The organism is Thiorhodovibrio winogradskyi (assembly GCF_036208045.1).
Taxonomy (GTDB): domain Bacteria; phylum Pseudomonadota; class Gammaproteobacteria; order Chromatiales; family Chromatiaceae; genus Thiorhodovibrio; species Thiorhodovibrio winogradskyi.
In genome coordinates this window covers 3,478,772-3,496,221 of the sequence record NZ_CP121472.1, presented here as the reverse complement: position 1 = coordinate 3,496,221, position 17,450 = coordinate 3,478,772, and the positions used below count along the sequence as shown (strand labels likewise).

Here is a 17,450-nt window from a genome sequence, read left to right as displayed (position 1 = left end):
AATCGATTTTGAACCACAGATAAAAACAAATAAACACATATCGAATAAGACACCAAAAGGTGACAACATCTGTGTGAATCTGTGGTTCGTCTATTTAAGATTTTGATCTAATAGTTAAGGTTAACGATTGACACATGCCTCAATGCAATAACGCACGAGCATTGGCCCGCGCGTCTCCATCCAATCAACGTTTAATCGGACTGATTTTGGTCCCTTCAATGCTCAGACTCGCCATCAGACCCTTCTGATCGAAAATGAAGGCGTAGGCATCGTCTTGCAGCGTTGTCGAAGACAGATTCTCAGCCAGCCCTTGATCCACGACAGCGACAGTGGGGCCAACACCGATTTCCCAACCTTCCGACTTATCAAGATAAGTCACGGCTTTGTCGTTCATCAAAAAGACCACATAGCTGTAAGATTGAGCGCCCGCTTGCCAACCCCAGGACGCGGACACCGAGTTGTAATAACCGGCAACCTTGTCCGCTTTCATGAGCACGCCTTCGCCATAGCTACCGCCAAATACCAGCCCGGCCTTGATGACGCTCGGAAACACCAGAATGGCTGTTGCCTTCTCGGCGATGACTTTCGCGGTCGGGTTGGACTTATAAAGCAGTTGCAATGCCTGAGATGCGTCTCGATCCAGATCTTCCGCTGTAGCAGCGACAGCCTGCGCACTGACAGCAAGCAGTGAGAAGGTCGCCGCCGTCGCGAGCAGGAGTTGCTTCATTCTGTTTTGTGATGGAGTCATTTTCATTTCCTGTTCTGCCCTTAGTAATGACGTGATTAAAGTGCTTTGCTTGGGTGATTAATGTCTTCGGCTACATCACCGACACCCGCCCGTACCTGCCCGGCCTTCTTTTGAATTTTGCCCCGCAGTTCAAGTTTCTCATTGCCGAGCATCTTACCGGTAACTTCCATCACCTTGCCCTTTGCTTCATCAATACGGCCATTCATTTGCTGTTTGTTCATGGAGAAAATCCTGATTCGCAGAATAAAGACGGAGGGGTTGTGAGTGATGTTTCTCATCGCTCAAATCACAGACTAAAGGTATTCGCAAATCTGTTCGGTACGCTAGCGTACATAGGCTTAATTTCTCATCGTCTATATTTTCCAATAGAAATCCATTTGCGCCTGGCCTTCGCTGCCAAGATTGACAGTTTTCCCTTGAGTCTCGCCTTTACCCCTTTTTCCCGTGGGTGTCACTTCAACCCGGTACTGGCCCGCAGGCAATTGGGCAAGAAACCAGGGGCCGTTGGAGACAACGGTCAGCACTGGATTACTGCGCGCATCTAGAATATTTACCCGCACCGCCGAAAGGTACTTGCCACTGCCTTGGGTCGCGAACATCAAATGCAGGTTAAACTCCCGTCCGATGGCCTTGAGTTCAGTACGCTCACTCTCACCGATGCCGCCCGAGACATAGCGTATGCCATCAAGGGTTTGGATCTCCGAGGACATCACATCCAGCGGCGGTGCCGACGCGCCCGCGCTGATTGCACTCTGGTGGCCAGGCAATTGCGTCAATGATTTTTTTTCGTCGGCAGGTCGTATAGCCCAGGTTGTTGGCGTCTCGGCGACCTGCATCATGTCGCCAGCAAGAATCACGCGCGGCTCATCCCCGCACCTTGGCTGGGAACCGACCGGGATCAGCACGCCCGCGCCCAGGAGCAAACTCATGGTGATTAAACTCGAACGCTGAACATTGACCATCTCGATCACCTCTTTGACTGATTGGTTGATGGGCACCTGAAGCACCCGGATAACGACCGGTTCAACCCGTTTGCAATAAATTGCGCAAATCGGTAATCGCGGCATTGACCCGGGAGACATAAGAGGCCATCACCAGTGAATGATTCGCCATGGGGCCAAAACCGTGGCCGTTGAGGATCAACGGACTCCAGACAGTGTTTTGAGTATTTTTCAATTCGCGGGTGATTTGCTTCAGGGAAACCGCTGCATTTTTGTCCTCAAGCACCGATGCAAAGTCAATCTCCATCGCCTCTAAGGAATGCAGCACAGCCCAGGTGTAACCGCGCGCCTCGAAAAAGATGTCATCAATTTTCATCCACGGGGTCTTGGTTCTCTCTTGCGCGGGTTTTGGTGTCGATTGACTGGCCTTGGACTCGCCGGCCAAGGCGTTATCGAGCACGTCCTGACCCACTGCAAAGGAGAGGCGCTGCGCCAGGCTGCCAAGGCGCTTGGAGACCACTTCCAGGTAGCCGGATAAATTGTCAGCCCGGGCATAGAATTGCGCATGCGCGTCTCCGGTCGCGGCAAGCGCCCGGTTGTAACGGTGCAGGGCGTTGATGCCGGTGCGGTACTCCGACTCGCTGGAGGGCAAAATCCAGGAATTTGATTGGTAATTGGACTGAGGTTGCGCGATGGCCAGATCCTTGTTTTCAACCGACTGGGACTGAGAACGGCTGAAGTCATTGCGCATGGCATGGGTCAGATCGCGCCACGCCGTCAAGGCGCCGAATTCCCAGTTGGGGATGTTATCCAAATAGACCCCGGGCGGGCTGATATCGTTGGTTAAATAGCCGCCGGGTTTGTCGAGCAGCGTCTCGCCGATGCGGATGGCCGTGGCTGTTGTGATGGTCCCGGTCACCAGCTTGCTCGTGTTACTGTCCATCAGCGATAACGCTTGTTCGCGCACATCAAACAGGCCCGGTGAGCGTGACCAATAGATCCCCAGGATGATGACAACAACCAGATAGGTGATCGAAAACAACCCTAGGGTCCACCAGACGCCTTTTTCTTTCCAGGTTTTGGGATGGTAGTAGGTCGCGACCTTCGCAACTTTCTTGGTCAAAGCCTCCTTTTTTGAAGATGTAACAGTTGTCATAGGATTCTCCTTGCCCCTCCCGTCAGGGAGGGTGGTGTGAAGTGGGTCGGCTAAAGAACTTCAGCTAGTTTTTTCTTGGGACAGCGAGTAGCAAGACACCCATAGTAATGGCCGCCATACCCGCCCAGACGGGAATACTGAACCAATGGCGCTCATTCATCGTCAGCTCAATCGGACCGATGTTGGCCTGACGAGACTCCGCGGTGTAACTGAAGCCGCCATAGGCCAGTCCCAATCCACCGGCAATAATTAACACAATAGCGGCAATCTTGATGGCATTCATGATGACATTGTTCTCAATCGGTAACACAACCCACGCCGCTACATTACCCGATCCGCATCGTCGACATTGAAGGCAGGATTCCAAAGACTGACAACAGCCAGAGAATCACGACAATGACGACGACGATATTCATTATTTGCTTTATTTTCCCGTCCATTGGCAGATAGGTATTGACAGCCCACAGAATCAGACCAACGACGGCAAGGGTGATAATTAAAGTAATTAAAGGCATGACGTTTCTCCGGTCAGAAGATTAAGCGTTTGTCCATCGGACAAGAAAAAGAATAGTCCTCACCATGCGCAGCCTCTGTTCGCTGGCGCACAGAGCGAGTGGAATGGTGACGCCCCCGATAGGCGCCTAGGTGTTGACCTGATAACCGGCCAGGGAGTGGAGCGGATACCAGCAAAGGGTTTCTTTGTGCAATAAACGAGATGCGCAAATCCACTCCTGCCCGCGCCGCTTGTCGGGGTTGGTGCTGAAGCGGGAATTTGCGCGCTTTGGTGGGCACCGCCGTGGCTGGGTTGATTCACTACAGTCGCGGTCACATCACCGTGCTGGATCGATCCGGGCTGGAGGCAAAAGTGTGCGAGTGCTACGAAGTGGTGCGCAAGGAATTTCAGCGCCTGTTGCCTACCCGCGCCTAGCGGCCACGCCCGCTGGATTCAACCATAGCCGCAGAGGCTTTTGGAGAACTGTCGCAACGCGCTAACACGGCTTGCCTCGGCTTGTTGCAGCCAGCGGTCGAGTTGTTCGATCAGTTGCTCGCGCGGGACGCTGGAGCGACCCCAAAGGGCGACCAGCTCCTGGCGCATCGCGAACAGCATGCGCAATAGCGCGCTGGCCGCGAGCGCTTGTTCCAGGATGGCGCGTTCCTGTTCCGTTAAATGCTCAGCACCGCGTTGCAGTCCATTCTGCACCGCTTGCAGCGCCCTGTGATCGGTCATTCCGAGGGCTGCGCCAACCCGCTGTTGGCGAATTTCTTGCATGATTGTTGGTTTCAGACTGTTGACAAAACGAGCCAAAACCGCATAGCGATGGGTGAAAATGGCTTGGAGGGTGCCAGCATCACAGTGCTGTTTGGTCGGGGTGATGCGTAACTTGGGCGCCACACGCCGGATCCTTGCCAACCCCAGCAGCGCGAGCAGGCGAATATAGAGCCAGCCGAGATCCATCTCCCACCACTGGTTGGACAGCTTCGCCGAGGTGGCGTAGGCATGGTGATTATTATGCAGTTCCTCCCCGGCGATCAGAATGCCCCAGGGCAGGATGTTCCTGGAGGCGTCATTTGGAGCGAAGCGCCGGTAGCCCCAATAGTGGCCGATGCCGTTGATCACCCCGGCGGCAAAGAACGGAATCCACAGCATCTGCACGGCCCAGATGGTCAGCCCGATGGGACCAAAGAGCACCAAATCCATCGCCAGCATCAGACCAATGCCAAGGTGGCTGTGCCCTGAGTAGAGGTGGCGTTCGAGTGCATCATTGGGCGTGCCCTGCCCGTAGCGCTCGAGTGTCTCGGCCACAGTGGACTCGCGCCGATAGAGATCCACGCCATCAAAGAGCACCTTGTTGAGTCCATGGATCTGCGGACTGTGCGGATCCTCCGGGGTCTCGCACTTGGCATGATGCTTACGATGGATGGCAACCCATTCGCGCGTCACTATTCCGGTGGTTAGCCACAGCCAGGCACGAAAGAAGTGGCTAGCGAGCGGATGCAAATCCAGGGCGTGATGCGCCTGATGCCGGTGCAGAAAGATGGTGACCGAGGCAATGGTGATGTGGGTCAAGCCCAGGATGACCAGGACATAGCCCCACCAGGGCAGTTCAATGAGACCAAGCGGCATGGGAAGGGACTCCAAGTCAGGTTGACAGATCAGCAGTGGCGTCAAGCCTAAAAATTGGTCACAAGCCAATGACTGCTAGGACAGGCTAACAGTCATTTTCCGATAGCAATATCGGGGCAGCCCCTATTTCTGCCGCGGACGCGCTTTGTCATGCTCTCTTTTCGCGTCCTGCCCATGCAGGCGCGCGAAGCGCGAGCGATTGGAGCCGGGCAGGCTCACCGCCACGCGTGGCTGCAGGATGCCGTAGCCGGCGGAAACGCGGCCCAGCGCGGGGACGAATCGCGGCTGATTGAGCGGGTGCTCCATGGCACCGACCATCTCCCGGGCGGCGTCGCGCGGGAGCTGGGTGTCGGCGTCTAACGTAATCACGTAGCGCAGATTTGGAAACATCAGCTCGTCGCCGATGATCAGCGAAAAGCGTCCCCCCGTGACGGGTGGCGCGGTCACTTCCGCCCCTGGTGTCAACCCGGGTTGCCGAGCGAGCGTCGCGCGCGCCATCTCTGTGCGCTGGTGCGTGGTGTCGCACGGCATTGTCGCCGCGCAGCAGGGCGTTGAGGTCCATGAGCTTGCCGCGCGTGCGCTCGTAGCCCATCCAGGTTCCATCGCGCGTGTTCCACCGGCGCGGTCGATGAAACAGGAAGAAATAATTGCCATTCGGGTGTGGGTATTTGGTATTGAGCGCGGCGACACCGCGCGCGGCTTTGTCGACCAATGACTGATCGCCCGGCAGCGTCTCGCTTGGCGCATCGTGCAGGTCGGTCAGCAAGGCGAAGTGCAGATGGGCGTCGCGATTGGCGAGGAAGCGCACTTCCAGCGATTCGAGCAGGGTCTCGATGCCGTGCGCGCTGCCGAGCAGGGTCGGTGTTGCGACCAGGGTGCGGGCTTGCGCCGGTATGCCGGCGGAACAGTCCATCCGTGGCAGCGCATGGGGAGTGGCGAGAAGGCTCGCCAGCCAGTTCCCCAATGCGACCGCCAGCTGACTGGTTCCAAGCACCGCCATGACCGCGAGAATGGGCAGCAACCAACTCGGGGCTCCGCTGGCCTGCGTCAGCAAGCTCCAGGAAAAGCCGCTTGTCAGCAAAAAGATGCCGCCGAGGTAGAGCGCCAGGGCCGCTCGCCCCCCGGGATTTTGCAGCCAGACCAGGCCGAAGTGGCGCAGTCCGGCGCGCCGCTCGAGTTCCGGCCTGCCGCGACCGATCAGGTATTCGCCGACATGGGCCGCGCGGGCGTGGGATCGGAGGTTGGCGGGATTTGAGGTGGTCTCGGCCGAGTCGGTCGCGACCGAGGCCGCGCCGGCCCGCGCCAGCGCAATGGCCGCGCGCGCCACCTCGGGCTCGGACAAGCGTCCGCGCTTGGCGATCCGCTCCACCGCGTGCCGGTAGCGATCCCGCGTCGCGAAATCCATGCGCCCATAAACGCCGACAGGATCCTTGCGCAGGGTAGTTTCCACCTGGCTCATGGTCTCGACCAGCTCGGGCCAGTCCATCGCGCCGAGGAAGCGCAGGCTGCCGATGCTGTTGCCGATGGAGACCTGATCCCCAGCCTGCTGCTGGTTCTCTACCCGCACCAGCTGCTCAATGCTTTGTCCGGACTTGCCGAGCTGTTGTTCAATCCAGGTCAGTGGCAAGGCCAGGGCGGCGTTGCGCCCTTGCAGCCGACGCGCCAGCTCGGCGACGAAGGCGCCGGACATCGGCGGTGTTGAGCGTGCCATGTCCGCGATGATCAGGATCAGATTCTTGGGATCGGTGCCTGCCATTGTCAGCATCCGATCAGCCCAGCTATCGGCCAGATTCTGATCCACGCGACTGGCGGCGACCCGTGCCGCCACCCGACGAAGATGCTCGATCAACGCCAAGCGCAGCATGATGGGAATGGCCCATAGCTCGCCGAGGCGCAGAACGGTGATGCTCTGATAGGCGGCGATAAAACGGCTGAGATTTTCTGGATCCACCCGACCGTCGCCGTGGGCGATGATCTCCAGCGCCAAGTCATAGACCCTGGGCAGGCCGTTTGCGGGACCGTTGCGCAGACGTGGCAGCTCGCGGCTGTAGCCCTTTGGAAGATGCCGCTTGGCCGTGCGGATCTGCTCCTCGATCAGATAAAAGTTATCGAGCAGCCATTCGCCGGCGGGCGCGATACGACGGTTCTCGGTTACCGCGACCATCAGCAACCGACAGGCATCCACCAGAATTTTCCCATTTTCGCTCAGGCGTCCCAGCAACCGATCCGGGGGATGGCCAGGCATCAGTCGATGCCTCGCGGCCAGAACCTTGCCGTGGTGCTCCATTTGCGCCGCGCTGAACAACTCCCCGCGCAGCGGTGGCTCTTTGCCGATGGCGGAATCAGCGGGAAGCCCGGGTCGCGACCGCAATGCCAACCAGACCTCGCGCAGCCTTGTACTCATTGGATTCACGTGCGCGATCTCCTGGATTGATTGGTATAGCGGTCAGGTCTTGGGCATTGGCGAAAAAACAAAATACCTTTGTGAGGGTTCTTGCCAGACCCAATGCCGGCACGCGCGAGCCAAGCGGCCCGCGCGTTATCCGAGTCGGGTCAAGGTTTGATCGGACTCCTCGAGATAAGTCATCACGACAGCACGGCGCGGGTTCTCACCGCGAGTTTGGAATCCCTTCCCTATCTTTTGTCATGGATGGCTTGGTCAACGTTTTCCGCGACCTCGCCAACATGCGCTTTAACTTTCCCGGCTTTCTTTTGAATCTTGCCTTTGATCTCCAGCTCCTCGTTGCCAAGAACCTTGCCGGTGACTTCCTTGACCTTTCCCTTGGCTTGCTTGTAGTGGCCTTCAGCTTGCGTTTTGTTCATGAAACTCTCCCAACAGGTGAATTGATGACGGACCGAGCTTTGAGTGATGTTTCCCATCGCTCATCTCATACCCTAAACGCATTGGCGATATTGGTCGGTACGGCATCGCACATTACTTTCCGCTGTAACTGAAGCCGCCGTAAGCCAGACTCAATCCGCCGGAAATGATCAAGACAATCGCGACGATCCTGATTGTATTCATGATGACGTGCTTCTCGATCGTTAACAAACTCTGTCGATTCACTAGCCGATCCGCATGGTCGACATTGAAGGCAGAATGCCGAAAACGGACAGCAACCAGAGAATGACGACAATGAGGACGACGATATTCAATATTTGCTTGATTTTGCCGTCCATTGGTAGATAGGTATTGATTGCCCAAAGAATCAGGCCAACCACCGCAAGGGTGACGATCAAGGTAATCAAAGGCATGGTTTTTCTCCGCTGAGATGGTTTTCGAGACAGGCTCAGGATATCGCCCGGCACGGGGATGCTCTGTTCGCTAGCGTACAGAGCGGATACTCGGGTAAGTTGCCCGACAGGCACATGGGTGTTCCCCCGATACGCGGGCAAGGACTTCTCCGGATACCCTTGATTGAAGGCCGTGGGATACCTTGGCCTCGAGATATTGCTTCCGCCCCCACGACGGCACAATCCGGGATCGACCAATGTCCACCGCATCCATACTAAAAGCCACGGCCACGCCCTTGCCCGTGCGAGCGTCCGCCTGTCAGAATCAGCTTCTCGCGGCGCTCCCCAAGGCGGAGTTCGAGCGGCTGCGCCCGCATTTGGAGCAGGTTTCGCTGCCGCTTGGTCTGGCCTTGTATGAATCGGGCGGGGGATTGAGTCACGTCTATTTCCCCACGGACACCATCGTCTCTCTGCTCTATGTGATGGAGGACGGCGCATCGGCAGAGATCGCCGTGGTCGGCAACGAGGGTATCCTCGGTGTTGCCGTGTTCATGGGTGGGGAGACCGTGCCGAACCGGGCCGTGGTGCAAAGCGCGGGGCACGCCTATCGCTTGGAAGGATCCGTGCTTCGGCGCGAATTCGCCCGCTTTGGCGGGCGCCGCCTTGGCAAGCTGCAGCCGCTGTTGCTGCGCTACACCATGGCGCTGCTGACCCAGATGGCCCAGACTGCGGTGTGTAATAGACACCACAGTATCGACCAGCAACTGTGCCGTTGGCTGCTGCTCAGCCTCGACCGCCTGCCAGCGAACGAACTGCGCATGACCCAGGAGCTGATCGCCAATATGCTCGGGGTGCGGCGCGAGGGCGTTACCGCGGCGGCCGGGGATTTACAAAGCGCCGGTTTGATTCACTACAGTCGCGGACACATTACCGTGCTGGACCGACCAGGACTGGAGGCACGGGTGTGCGAGTGCTACGACGTGGTGCGCAGGGAATTTCAGCGCCTGTTGCCGCCAAGGGCCTAACCTTAAGGGTTGCCGACCAATGAGCGGACGAGCCTTTGGTGCTCGGCGCTCGGCGCTCGGATGCCCCGCGCGGGCTTCGTGCATCCTCCGATACCCAATTGATCTCGATTTTTCGCGCGTGTTGGCCCGGGCGGCGGTCAGGGGAGCGCCGTGAAGATACCCTTTGGGTCGGCTTCCCGGCGACATCCTGGCCGCCGAGACCCCGCGACCGAGGCCAAAACCGCGAATGCAGGTCCGACCAGCAGGCACAAAGGAGTTTCAACAATGATTTTTAAGCAACTGTTCGAGTCCGACTCGTCCACTTACACCTATCTACTCGGCTGCGAGCAGACCCGTCAGGCGATTTTGATCGACCCTGTGCTGGATACCCTTGAAAGGGATCTGCAGGTGCTCAAGGATCTCGGCCTGGCGCTCTTGGCGACCCTTGATACCCATGTGCATGCCGACCACCTCAGCAGTGCGCGACGCCTCAAGCAGCGCACGAGCTGCCAGATTGCCTATCCGAAGATGCTCGATCTGCCCTGCGCCGATATCGGCGTGCAAGAGGGTGTCCCTGTCATGCTCGGATCGGTCGTACTCAATCCGCTCTTCACCCCCGGCCACACCGACCATCATCATGCCTTTTTGATCGACACCCCGGTGCAGAAAGTCCTTTTTACCGGCGACGCGCTGCTGATCGAGGCCTGTGGTCGCACTGACTTTCAATCCGGCGATGCCGCCACGCTCTACCACAGTATTCACAACAAGCTGTTTTCGTTGCCAGACGAGACCCTGGTCTATCCCGGCCACGACTACGAGCAGCGCTTTGTCTCGAGCATCGCCCAGGAGAAGGCGCGCAATCCGCGCCTCAATCACGGCCGCACGAAAGACGACTTCGTCGCGCTGATGGACGGACTTGATCTGCCCTATCCGCGCAAGATCGATTTCGCGGTGCCAGGTAATGAGGACTGCGGTGTCTGTCCGAGCAATGTGCCGGAACAGTTTCGCGGTCCTTGCCCGGCAAGCGATCAAGGCTAACACCAGGCATGGGTTCAGCGCCGTCCCATCAGGCCGAAAGACCCCTGCCGCGGCATCCAGGCATCACCATGTTGCGAGTGCTCTTGCTCGCGGGCACGAGTGCCAAAGTTCGCTAACGCACCGACAGCATGCGGCGTTTAGGCTAGATTTCCATTTCTGCCCGTTGGATGCGTTCTGAGATTTCCGTTCCAACAATAAAGCGGCGGCGGTGATCAAATAGACTATCGGCACGCCAAACACAGGCCACTGCAAGAGGTGAGGATAATGAAAATACTGTTAAGCCTAGTCCTGCTGATTGGGATCACAGCGATCTCTGGTTGCGGCACGATAGAAGGCGCGGGTAAAGACATCCAGAGCGGCGGCAGCGCCGTGAGCGGCGCGGCGCGCAGCGTTAAAGAGGATATGTGAAGCAACAATGGGAGCTTGACCATGACGCAATTCGACGAGGCGCCAATCTATCGGCAACGGCCGATTGCATCCCATCGTCCGGTGAAGAAATCCATCAAGCTTCGCGATTTACTGCTCAAAAACTTGATTCGTGAACGGCGCAGAATTTCCCTGGTCTACCTGCGCAGTCACAGTGAGAATGACCAGCATCAACTCCAAGACCTGGATCGCCAGCTGGCCGACTACGGGATTGACATTCCGGCCATCTATCGCGCGCTCGCGCGCGACCCCGCACCTCAAACCGGCGAGCGCCACCACAATTGCTGATGCCCGGACCGGGGTTGCGGCCCCGGCGGGACTCGGTGCCATCGATGCTTTAGCGCCCTTCCCGCTTAGCATTCGCAAGGGGGCGCGAATCAGTCGGCGCCTGCCAGACCGACATAGCTGGCATTGCACCAGCCCAGACAGAACCAGACAGGCCCAGGCAGGCCAGAATCTTGACGCCCTCATGAGGAGAAAGGTTTGGACACCCCAGAGCCGCCAATCCAGGCCGCCGCGAGCGAGGACGCGAATGCCATGGGGCCGCCGCCGGAGCGCGCAACCCCGCCGGTCTTTCCGATTGTCGGCATCGGTGCCTCCGCCGGCGGTCTGGCGGCCTTCGAGGCCTTCTTCTCGGCCATTGCGGCGGATCGCGCGCCCGGCATGGCCTTCGTGCTGGTGCAGCATCTCGCGCCGGATCACAAGAGCATCCTGAGCGAGCTGGTCAAGCGCTACACCCGCATGCAGGTCCAGGAGGTCGAGGACGGCATGCGGGTGGAGCCGAACTGCGCCTACATCATCCCACCCAGGCGCGACATGGCGCTGGTCAAGGGTGCGCTGCACCTGCTCGAACCCACGGCGCCGCGCGGGTTGCGTTTGCCGATCGATTTTTTCTTCCACTCCCTGGCACAAGACCAGCACGAGCGGGCGATCTGTGTGCTGCTCTCCGGCACCGGCAGCGACGGCACCCTGGGCGCGCGGGCGATCAAGGGCGAAGGCGGCCTGGTGATGGTCCAGACGCCCGAGACGGCCGCCTACGACGGCATGCCACGCAGCCTCATCGCCAGCGGGAATGCCGATTATGTGCTGCCGCCGGCAGAGATGCCGGCGCGGCTCATCGCCTACGCGGCGCAGGCCTTCGGCAAGGGCTCGCGAACGCCGGGCGTCGCATCGCCGCAGTCCGAGGATGTTCTGAGCAACATCTGCATCCTGCTGCGCGAAACGACCCGCCATGATTTCTCTGAATACAAAGAGACGACCCTGCGGCGCCGGATCGAGCGGCGCATGGCGCTGCATCAAATTGATCAACAGGCCGACTATGTCAGCTACCTGCGCTCGGATCCGGCGGAGATCGGGGCGTTGTTTGGCGATCTGCTGATCGGTGTGACCAGCTTCTTCCGCGACCCCGAGGCCTTCGCCGCACTGGAGACGGAGGTGATTCCGCGTCTGTTCGCCGGCAAGCCGGCGGGCGCGACCCTGCGGGTGTGGGTCTGCGGTTGCTCGACCGGCGAGGAGGCCTACTCCATCGCCATCCTGCTGCGCGAGCACCTGGAAACCCTCAAGCAGAGGTTCAAGGTGCAAGTGTTCGCGACCGACATCGATCCACGCGCCATCGCGCAAGCCCGCGCCGGCCGCTATCCGGCCAGCATCGCGGCCGATGTCCCGGCGGCGCGGCTGACGCGCTTTTTCGCGGAGGACGCAGACGGGGGTTGCCGGGTACAGAAGGTGGTGCGTGATCTGCTGGTGTTCTCCGAGCAGGATCTGGTGCAGGATCCGCCCTTTTCCCGGATGGATCTGATCAGTTGTCGCAACCTGCTGATCTATCTCAAGGGTGACCTGCAAAGGCGCCTGATCGAGCTGTTTCACTATGCCCTGAATCCGGACGCGGCGCTCTTTTTGGGCAACTCCGAGACCGTCGGCGAGGTGCCGGCCCTGTTCGCGCCGCTCAACCGCAAATGGAAGCTCTACAGCCGTCTGGAGCCACCGCGCGGCACCTTGGTTCCGACCTCGGTCATGCCCGAGGCACTTGCGGCGTCGGCCAGCCTCGCGGATGCCCAGCCTCCCGCCGTGGCGGCTCGCAACGCCGGTCGCAACGCGCCCAAGCCCGATCTGCGCGCCCTCACCGAGCAGGCCCTGCTGCGTCACTGTGCTCCTGTGGGTCTGCTCGTCAACGGCCAGGGTGAGATCCTTCATATTCATGGTCGCACCGGGCTGTACCTGGAGCCCGCCCCGGGCGACGCGGTCATGCGGGTTCTCGCCATGGCGCGCGAGGGCTTGCGCCGCGCGCTGATGACCGCGCTGCACCGCGCCTTCACCCACCACGAGAGGATCCACTGCCCGGGGCTGCGGGTGAAGACCAACGGCGACTTCAGCCGCGTCGATCTGACTGTTTGCCCGCTGTCGGCGCCCGGCGACGGCCAGCGACAGACGGACTTGTATCTCGTCGTCCTCGAGCTGGCCGCGGCGCAACCACCCGAGGCCGTCCCGTCGGCGCTGGCCGCGACCGAGATGGGCAAGGCGGTGGAAAGCATGCCGGCCAGCGGCGACGCGGACCAGACGCCAAACGCGCGCATCGCCGAACTGGAGCTGGAACTGCGCGCGAAAGAGGACTACCTGCAAGCCACGCGCGAACAGATGGAGACCGCCAACGAGGAGCTGAAATCCACCAACGAGGAGATGCAGTCGGTCAATGAGGAGATCCAATCCACCAACGAGGAGCTGGAGACATCCAAGGAAGAGCTGCAATCGGTCAATGAGGAGCTGGCCACCGTCAACGCCGAACTCCAGGCCAAGGTCGCCGATCTTTCGCGCGCCAACAACGACATGAACAACCTGCTCGCTGGCACCGGGGTGGCGACTCTGTTTGTCGACCAGCAACTGCGCATCACCCGCTTCACGCCGACGGCAACCCGCCTGGTCAAGCTGATCCCGGCCGACATCGGTCGACCGGTCGGCGATATCGTCTCCAACCTGGCCGACTACGGCGATCTCACCGACGACGCGCGGGCGGTGCTCGAGGATCTGACCCCGCGCGAGCAGGAGGTGCAGACCCGGGATGGCGCCTGGTACCTGATGCGCATCCGACCCTACCGCACATTGGAGAACGTCATTGAGGGCGCCGTTATCACCTTTGTCGACATCTCCGAGCGCAAGCGCGGCACCGACGCGGTGCGCGCCGCCGGTGTCTTTGCCGAGGCGGTCGTCGATGCGGTGCGCGAACCCTTGGTGGTGCTGAATACGGACCTGCTGGTGGTGTCGGCCAACCGCGCCTTTTACCGCCACTTCCAACTGCTGGAAGCGGACACCATTGACCGGCCACTGTTCACACTGAGCGGCAACCGCTGGGATGTCCCGGCACTGCGTGATCGCCTGCGGGAGATCCAAGCCCAAGGCGGCAGTTTCGATGACTTTGCGCTGGAGCAGGACTTTCCCGGCATCGGCACCCGCTCGCTGCGGCTGAACGCCCGCGGCATTGACCCTGGCGCGGGCCAGCCCGGCATGATCCTGCTCGCCTTCGACGACATCACGGACGGGTCCGTGACGCACCGCGGGAACACCAAAGACGCTTCGCCCCTAACGCCCGAGATTCAATCATGAGCGACCCGCATGCTCCCGAGGACATGAACCTGCCGGGCGGCGGAGGCATCCCCCCGCCCACTCAAGAAGAGACCTCGGCGCGGCTGCGCCGACAGGCCGAGGAGCGCCTGTCGGCGCCCGCCAACCCGGCGGATCGTCTGGCGCCGGACGCGCCCACGGCCAAGGACAGCGAACGCCTGATCCATGAGTTGCGGGTGCATCAGCTCGAACTCGAGCTGCAAAACGAGCAGTTGCTGCGCACCCAAGAGGCGCTGGAGAGTGCTCGCGCGCGCTACTTCGATCTCTATGATCTGGCGCCGATTGGCTATGTGACCCTGACCGACAAGGGCATGATCAAGGAGGCCAACCTGGCCGCCGCCACCCTGCTCCAGACCCCGCGTGTCGCCTTGACCGGCCTTCCCCTGACCCGATTTATCCTCCCCGAGGATCAGGACATCCTCTATCGCAGCCGACAACAACTGCGGACCACCGGCGAGCCGCAAAGCTGCGAGCTGCGTCTGCGCGAGCAACAGGGTATCTCGCGCTGGATCCGTCTCGACAGCTGTCGCGAACCGCCACAGACGGATGAAGACGACCAGTGGCGAGCCACCCTAAACGACATCACGGCGACCAAGGCGGGCGAGCAGCGGCTGCTCGATGCCCAAGCGCGCTTGCAATGGGTTGCCGGGATCGCCGAGATCGGCTTCATGGAGTGGTGTCCGCGTAATGGCGAACTGTCGCTGCCGCAGGCCAAGCTGGCGTCGGCGGACGAAGCAGAAAACACCGGCGCGCTGCTCAGTTTGGAGGCCTGGCTGGCCCGCGTGCACCCGGATGATCGCGAACCTGTGCGCGGCAATTTCACCCGCTTTGCCAGCGACGGCGAGGCGCCGCCAGAAACCCACTATCGCCAACAGGACGAGAACGGCCAGTACCGGTGGCTCGCGGCCTTTCTGGAGCCGATCCGCGATCACGCCGGCCAGATTGATCGGGTGCTGATCGTTCACCAGGACATCACCCAACGCAAGGAGGCCGAGGAACATGCACTGCGCTTGGTCCAGCACGACCCTTTGACCGGATTGCCGGGCCGCAGCCTGCTCGAGCCGATGGCCACGCAGATGTTGGCCGGCGCCGGGCGCGCGGGTAAACGCCTGGCGGTGCTTTTTGTCGACCTCGACCGGTTCAAGATTATCAACGACAACCACGGCCACGCCGCAGGCGACGAGGTGCTGCGGCAGACCGCGCAACGCCTGCGCGCGGCCTTTCGCGCCGAGGATCTGGTGGCCCGACTCGGCGGCGATGAGTTCGTGGTCGTCATGGCCAACATTCGTGATGAGGCCGACGCGGCCAGCGCCGCCGCCGCGGCCCTGGCCGCCTTGGCGCGCCCTTACGCGGTCGCCGAGCAGGAGCTGAGCTGCCTGCCGAGCATCGGCATCAGCCTCTATCCGGATGACGCGGCGACCATCGACGCCCTGATCAAAGGGGCGGATCAGGCGATGTATCACGCCAAGCATGTGAGCCCGGGGCAGTTTCAGTTCGTCAACGCGGTGCTGGAGCGCCAGTCCCAGGCCGTCATGGCGCTGAAGACCAGTCTGCGCAAGGCGGTGTCGCGCAACGGCTTTCAACTGCTGTACCAACCGACACTCGATCTGCGCAGTGGCGCGGTCATCGGGGTCGAGGCATTGCTGCGCTGGCCGCAAGTCGACGGCAGTGGGATCGCGCCGCTGGCCTTCCTGCCGATGGCTGAATCGGCCGGACTCATTCATGACATCGGCGCTTGGGTACTGCAAGAGGTATTGCGCCAGCATCGCGCCTGGCGGGACCAGGGATTGCCCACCATTGCCATCACTGTAAACGTCTCGGCGCGTCAGTTCCGCCATCAGACATTTCTCCAACGACTCGAGGACGCGCTGCAGACCGGTGGGGTTAATCCGGCCCTGGTGTCGCTGGCCGTGGGCGAGGCCACGCTGCTGCGGGATAGTCAGGCAACGCGCCATCTGCTGGATCAACTGCACGCGCTCGGAGTGCGGGTGACCCTGGATGACTTTGGTCTCGGCCCTTCCTGTCTCGGCGAGATCGAAGACCTGCCGCTGGACAGCCTGGAGATCAACCAGACGCTGGTGCGCCACCTGGACGACGGCCCCCATGCGCCGGCCATGATCGAGACCATCGTGCGTCTTGGCCAGGCCCTGCGGATCAAGGTCACCGCCATCGGTGTCGAGACCGAGGCCGAACTGGGTTCCGTGCGCGACCTTGGCTGCGACCAGGCACAGGGGTTCTTTCTCGGCGAGCCCATGACCGGGGAGGAATTCACCACCTGGTACCAACGCCGATTGCCCACGCCTGAACGCGACCCTTAGTCGGATTGCATCCAGGGTGCGCGAGCTTTTCAGGTCTTCCGGAGTCCGAGGGTCTTTGTCCGAGGCATGGACAAGGTCGGCTTTGCGGCGGGAGATGTATTCGCCTTTCTCATTGGTTCATGAATCAGCTTCGTCATCTTTGTCATCTTGGTTTTTTTATCACTGGCGACTGACGAACAATCACTGATCTTTTCTTTATGTACGTTATCGAACGGATGTCGCTTGATTTCTCGAGTAAGCTTTTTACCTGGGCTTCGGTCAGCATTGAAAATGATGGTGTTTCGCGCAATCAAAAATCATGCGTCGTTGCCCGGTTTGGTAAATTTCGATTAACTCAATGAGGAATGATCCATGAAAACCTTGAATACAACAGCCATTGCCGCCGCCATCGGCCTTGTTTTCAGCGCTGGCGCGCTGGCGCAGAGTCTGCCGAAGAGTGAGTATAAAGCGGAGGAAGATCGCATCGCGGATACCTACAAGTTGGATAAGGCAAAATGCGATTCACATTCCGGGAACAAGAAGGATGTTTGCATCGCCGAAGCTAAGGGGAATGAGGAAATTGCCAAGGCAGAACTCGAAGCGCGCGCGGAACCCAGCGCCAAGCACCACTACGATGTGCTCCTTGCCAAGGCGGACGCTGAATACGCCGTCGCCAAGGAAAAGTGCGATGACCAGGCAGGTGATGCGCGGGACGTGTGCGTGACTGAGGCGAAGGCGGTTGAGACCCGTGCCAAGGCAGAAGCCGAAATGGAGATGAAGACTTGGAAGGCAAACCAGTCCGCCTCGAAGTAAAGCGCGCGAGGACGCATCAATAGCGATCCTTTAACGCCAAAAAGGATGGGTAG

16 protein-coding genes and 2 pseudogenes are annotated in these 17,450 nt (G+C 60.2%); 8 read left to right on the top strand and 10 right to left on the bottom strand.

Annotated features, from left to right (window positions below; genetic code table 11):
- Positions 1–184 precede the first annotated feature (184 nt).
- From Thiowin_RS15770 to Thiowin_RS15745, 6 genes are all read right to left on the bottom strand, one after another.
- A complete protein-coding gene (locus Thiowin_RS15770) occupies positions 185–748 on the bottom strand; it encodes a lipid-binding SYLF domain-containing protein (protein WP_328983940.1) in 564 nt (187 codons plus the stop codon).
- Between the two features lie 35 nt (positions 749–783).
- Positions 784–969, bottom strand: a complete 186-nt coding sequence (locus tag Thiowin_RS15765) for a CsbD family protein (RefSeq protein ID WP_328983939.1) — start codon at positions 967–969, stop codon at positions 784–786.
- A 132-nt stretch (positions 970–1,101) separates the two neighbouring features.
- Positions 1,102–1,746, bottom strand: a complete 645-nt coding sequence (locus Thiowin_RS15760) for a carboxypeptidase-like regulatory domain-containing protein (RefSeq protein ID WP_328983938.1) — start codon at positions 1,744–1,746, stop codon at positions 1,102–1,104.
- A 25-nt stretch (positions 1,747–1,771) separates the two neighbouring features.
- Positions 1,772–2,845, bottom strand: a complete 1,074-nt coding sequence (locus Thiowin_RS15755; protein WP_328983937.1) for a DUF2333 family protein — start codon at positions 2,843–2,845, stop codon at positions 1,772–1,774.
- Positions 2,846–2,909: 64 nt separating this feature from the next.
- Entirely contained in the window at positions 2,910–3,128 is a 219-nt protein-coding gene (locus Thiowin_RS15750; RefSeq protein WP_328983936.1) for a hypothetical protein, read from the bottom strand.
- A gap of 43 nt (positions 3,129–3,171) precedes the next feature.
- Positions 3,172–3,360 (bottom strand): Thivi_2564 family membrane protein, encoded by a 189-nt coding sequence (locus Thiowin_RS15745; protein WP_328983935.1) that lies wholly within the window; start codon positions 3,358–3,360, stop codon positions 3,172–3,174.
- 284 nt (positions 3,361–3,644) lie between these two features.
- Between Thiowin_RS15745 and Thiowin_RS15740 the strand changes: the two are divergent.
- Positions 3,645–3,773 (top strand): annotated as a pseudogene (locus Thiowin_RS15740) (Crp/Fnr family transcriptional regulator); the annotation flags it as partial.
- Positions 3,774–3,791: 18 nt separating this feature from the next.
- Here Thiowin_RS15740 and Thiowin_RS15735 read toward each other — a convergent pair.
- The 4 genes and pseudogenes from Thiowin_RS15735 to Thiowin_RS25360 form a co-directional block, all read right to left on the bottom strand.
- Positions 3,792–4,970, bottom strand: coding sequence for a DesA family fatty acid desaturase (locus tag Thiowin_RS15735; protein ID WP_328983934.1), 1,179 nt, complete (start codon positions 4,968–4,970; stop codon positions 3,792–3,794).
- 162 nt (positions 4,971–5,132) lie between these two features.
- Positions 5,133–7,374, bottom strand: a pseudogene (locus Thiowin_RS15730) (cyclic beta 1-2 glucan synthetase); the annotation flags it as partial.
- Positions 7,375–7,604: 230 nt separating this feature from the next.
- Positions 7,605–7,793, bottom strand: coding sequence for a CsbD family protein (locus Thiowin_RS15725; protein WP_328983932.1), 189 nt, complete (start codon positions 7,791–7,793; stop codon positions 7,605–7,607).
- 243 nt (positions 7,794–8,036) lie between these two features.
- Positions 8,037–8,366 carry a Thivi_2564 family membrane protein gene (locus Thiowin_RS25360; protein WP_408034090.1) on the bottom strand — a complete coding sequence of 110 codons (330 nt, stop codon included), beginning with the start codon at positions 8,364–8,366 and terminating at the stop codon, positions 8,037–8,039.
- A 95-nt stretch (positions 8,367–8,461) separates the two neighbouring features.
- Between Thiowin_RS25360 and Thiowin_RS15715 the strand changes: the two genes are divergently transcribed.
- The 7 genes from Thiowin_RS15715 to Thiowin_RS15685 all read left to right on the top strand — a co-directional run bounded on the left by Thiowin_RS15715 (position 8,462) and on the right by Thiowin_RS15685 (position 17,397).
- Complete coding sequence (locus Thiowin_RS15715) at positions 8,462–9,229, top strand: Crp/Fnr family transcriptional regulator (RefSeq protein ID WP_328983931.1); 768 nt, start codon at positions 8,462–8,464, stop codon at positions 9,227–9,229.
- A gap of 264 nt (positions 9,230–9,493) precedes the next feature.
- Positions 9,494–10,246 carry an MBL fold metallo-hydrolase gene (locus Thiowin_RS15710; protein ID WP_328983930.1) on the top strand — a complete coding sequence of 251 codons (753 nt, stop codon included), beginning with the start codon at positions 9,494–9,496 and terminating at the stop codon, positions 10,244–10,246.
- 264 nt (positions 10,247–10,510) lie between these two features.
- The gene (locus Thiowin_RS15705) at positions 10,511–10,654 is read left to right on the top strand and encodes an entericidin A/B family lipoprotein (protein WP_328983929.1); all 144 of its coding nucleotides are present in this window, start codon (positions 10,511–10,513) and stop codon (positions 10,652–10,654) included.
- 21 nt (positions 10,655–10,675) lie between these two features.
- Positions 10,676–10,960, top strand: a complete 285-nt coding sequence (locus Thiowin_RS15700; protein WP_328983928.1) for a hypothetical protein — start codon at positions 10,676–10,678, stop codon at positions 10,958–10,960.
- Positions 10,961–11,209: 249 nt separating this feature from the next.
- Positions 11,210–14,269 carry a chemotaxis protein CheB gene (locus Thiowin_RS15695; RefSeq protein ID WP_328988098.1) on the top strand — a complete coding sequence of 1,020 codons (3,060 nt, stop codon included), beginning with the start codon at positions 11,210–11,212 and terminating at the stop codon, positions 14,267–14,269.
- The gene (locus Thiowin_RS15690; RefSeq protein ID WP_328983927.1) at positions 14,266–16,605 is read left to right on the top strand and encodes a putative bifunctional diguanylate cyclase/phosphodiesterase; all 2,340 of its coding nucleotides are present in this window, start codon (positions 14,266–14,268) and stop codon (positions 16,603–16,605) included. Before Thiowin_RS15695 ends, Thiowin_RS15690 begins: the two co-directional genes overlap by 4 nt.
- Positions 16,606–16,956: 351 nt before the next feature.
- On the top strand, positions 16,957–17,397 hold the full coding sequence (locus Thiowin_RS15685) for a hypothetical protein (protein WP_328983926.1): 441 nt from the start codon (positions 16,957–16,959) through the stop codon (positions 17,395–17,397).
- Positions 17,398–17,450: the final 53 nt, after the last annotated feature.

Bases quoted from the DNA above. Each gene is read 5' to 3' on its own strand.
- Thiowin_RS15755 (WP_328983937.1), bottom strand. From the start codon at position 2,845: ATGACAACTGTTACATCTTCAAAAAAGGAGGCTTTGACCAAGAAAGTT.
- Thiowin_RS15770 (WP_328983940.1), bottom strand. From the start codon at position 748: ATGACTCCATCACAAAACAGAATGAAGCAACTCCTGCTCGCGACGGCG.
- Thiowin_RS15705 (WP_328983929.1), top strand. From the start codon at position 10,511: ATGAAAATACTGTTAAGCCTAGTCCTGCTGATTGGGATCACAGCGATC.
- Thiowin_RS15750 (WP_328983936.1), bottom strand. From the start codon at position 3,128: ATGAATGCCATCAAGATTGCCGCTATTGTGTTAATTATTGCCGGTGGA.
- Thiowin_RS15700 (WP_328983928.1), top strand. From the start codon at position 10,676: ATGACGCAATTCGACGAGGCGCCAATCTATCGGCAACGGCCGATTGCA.
- Thiowin_RS15715 (WP_328983931.1), top strand. From the start codon at position 8,462: ATGTCCACCGCATCCATACTAAAAGCCACGGCCACGCCCTTGCCCGTG.
- Thiowin_RS15725 (WP_328983932.1), bottom strand. From the start codon at position 7,793: ATGAACAAAACGCAAGCTGAAGGCCACTACAAGCAAGCCAAGGGAAAG.
- Thiowin_RS15745 (WP_328983935.1), bottom strand. From the start codon at position 3,360: ATGCCTTTAATTACTTTAATTATCACCCTTGCCGTCGTTGGTCTGATT.
- Thiowin_RS15710 (WP_328983930.1), top strand. From the start codon at position 9,494: ATGATTTTTAAGCAACTGTTCGAGTCCGACTCGTCCACTTACACCTAT.
- Thiowin_RS15685 (WP_328983926.1), top strand. From the start codon at position 16,957: ATGAAAACCTTGAATACAACAGCCATTGCCGCCGCCATCGGCCTTGTT.
- Thiowin_RS15735 (WP_328983934.1), bottom strand. From the start codon at position 4,970: ATGCCGCTTGGTCTCATTGAACTGCCCTGGTGGGGCTATGTCCTGGTC.
- Thiowin_RS15765 (WP_328983939.1), bottom strand. From the start codon at position 969: ATGAACAAACAGCAAATGAATGGCCGTATTGATGAAGCAAAGGGCAAG.
- Thiowin_RS15690 (WP_328983927.1), top strand. From the start codon at position 14,266: ATGAGCGACCCGCATGCTCCCGAGGACATGAACCTGCCGGGCGGCGGA.
- Thiowin_RS15695 (WP_328988098.1), top strand. From the start codon at position 11,210: ATGGGGCCGCCGCCGGAGCGCGCAACCCCGCCGGTCTTTCCGATTGTC.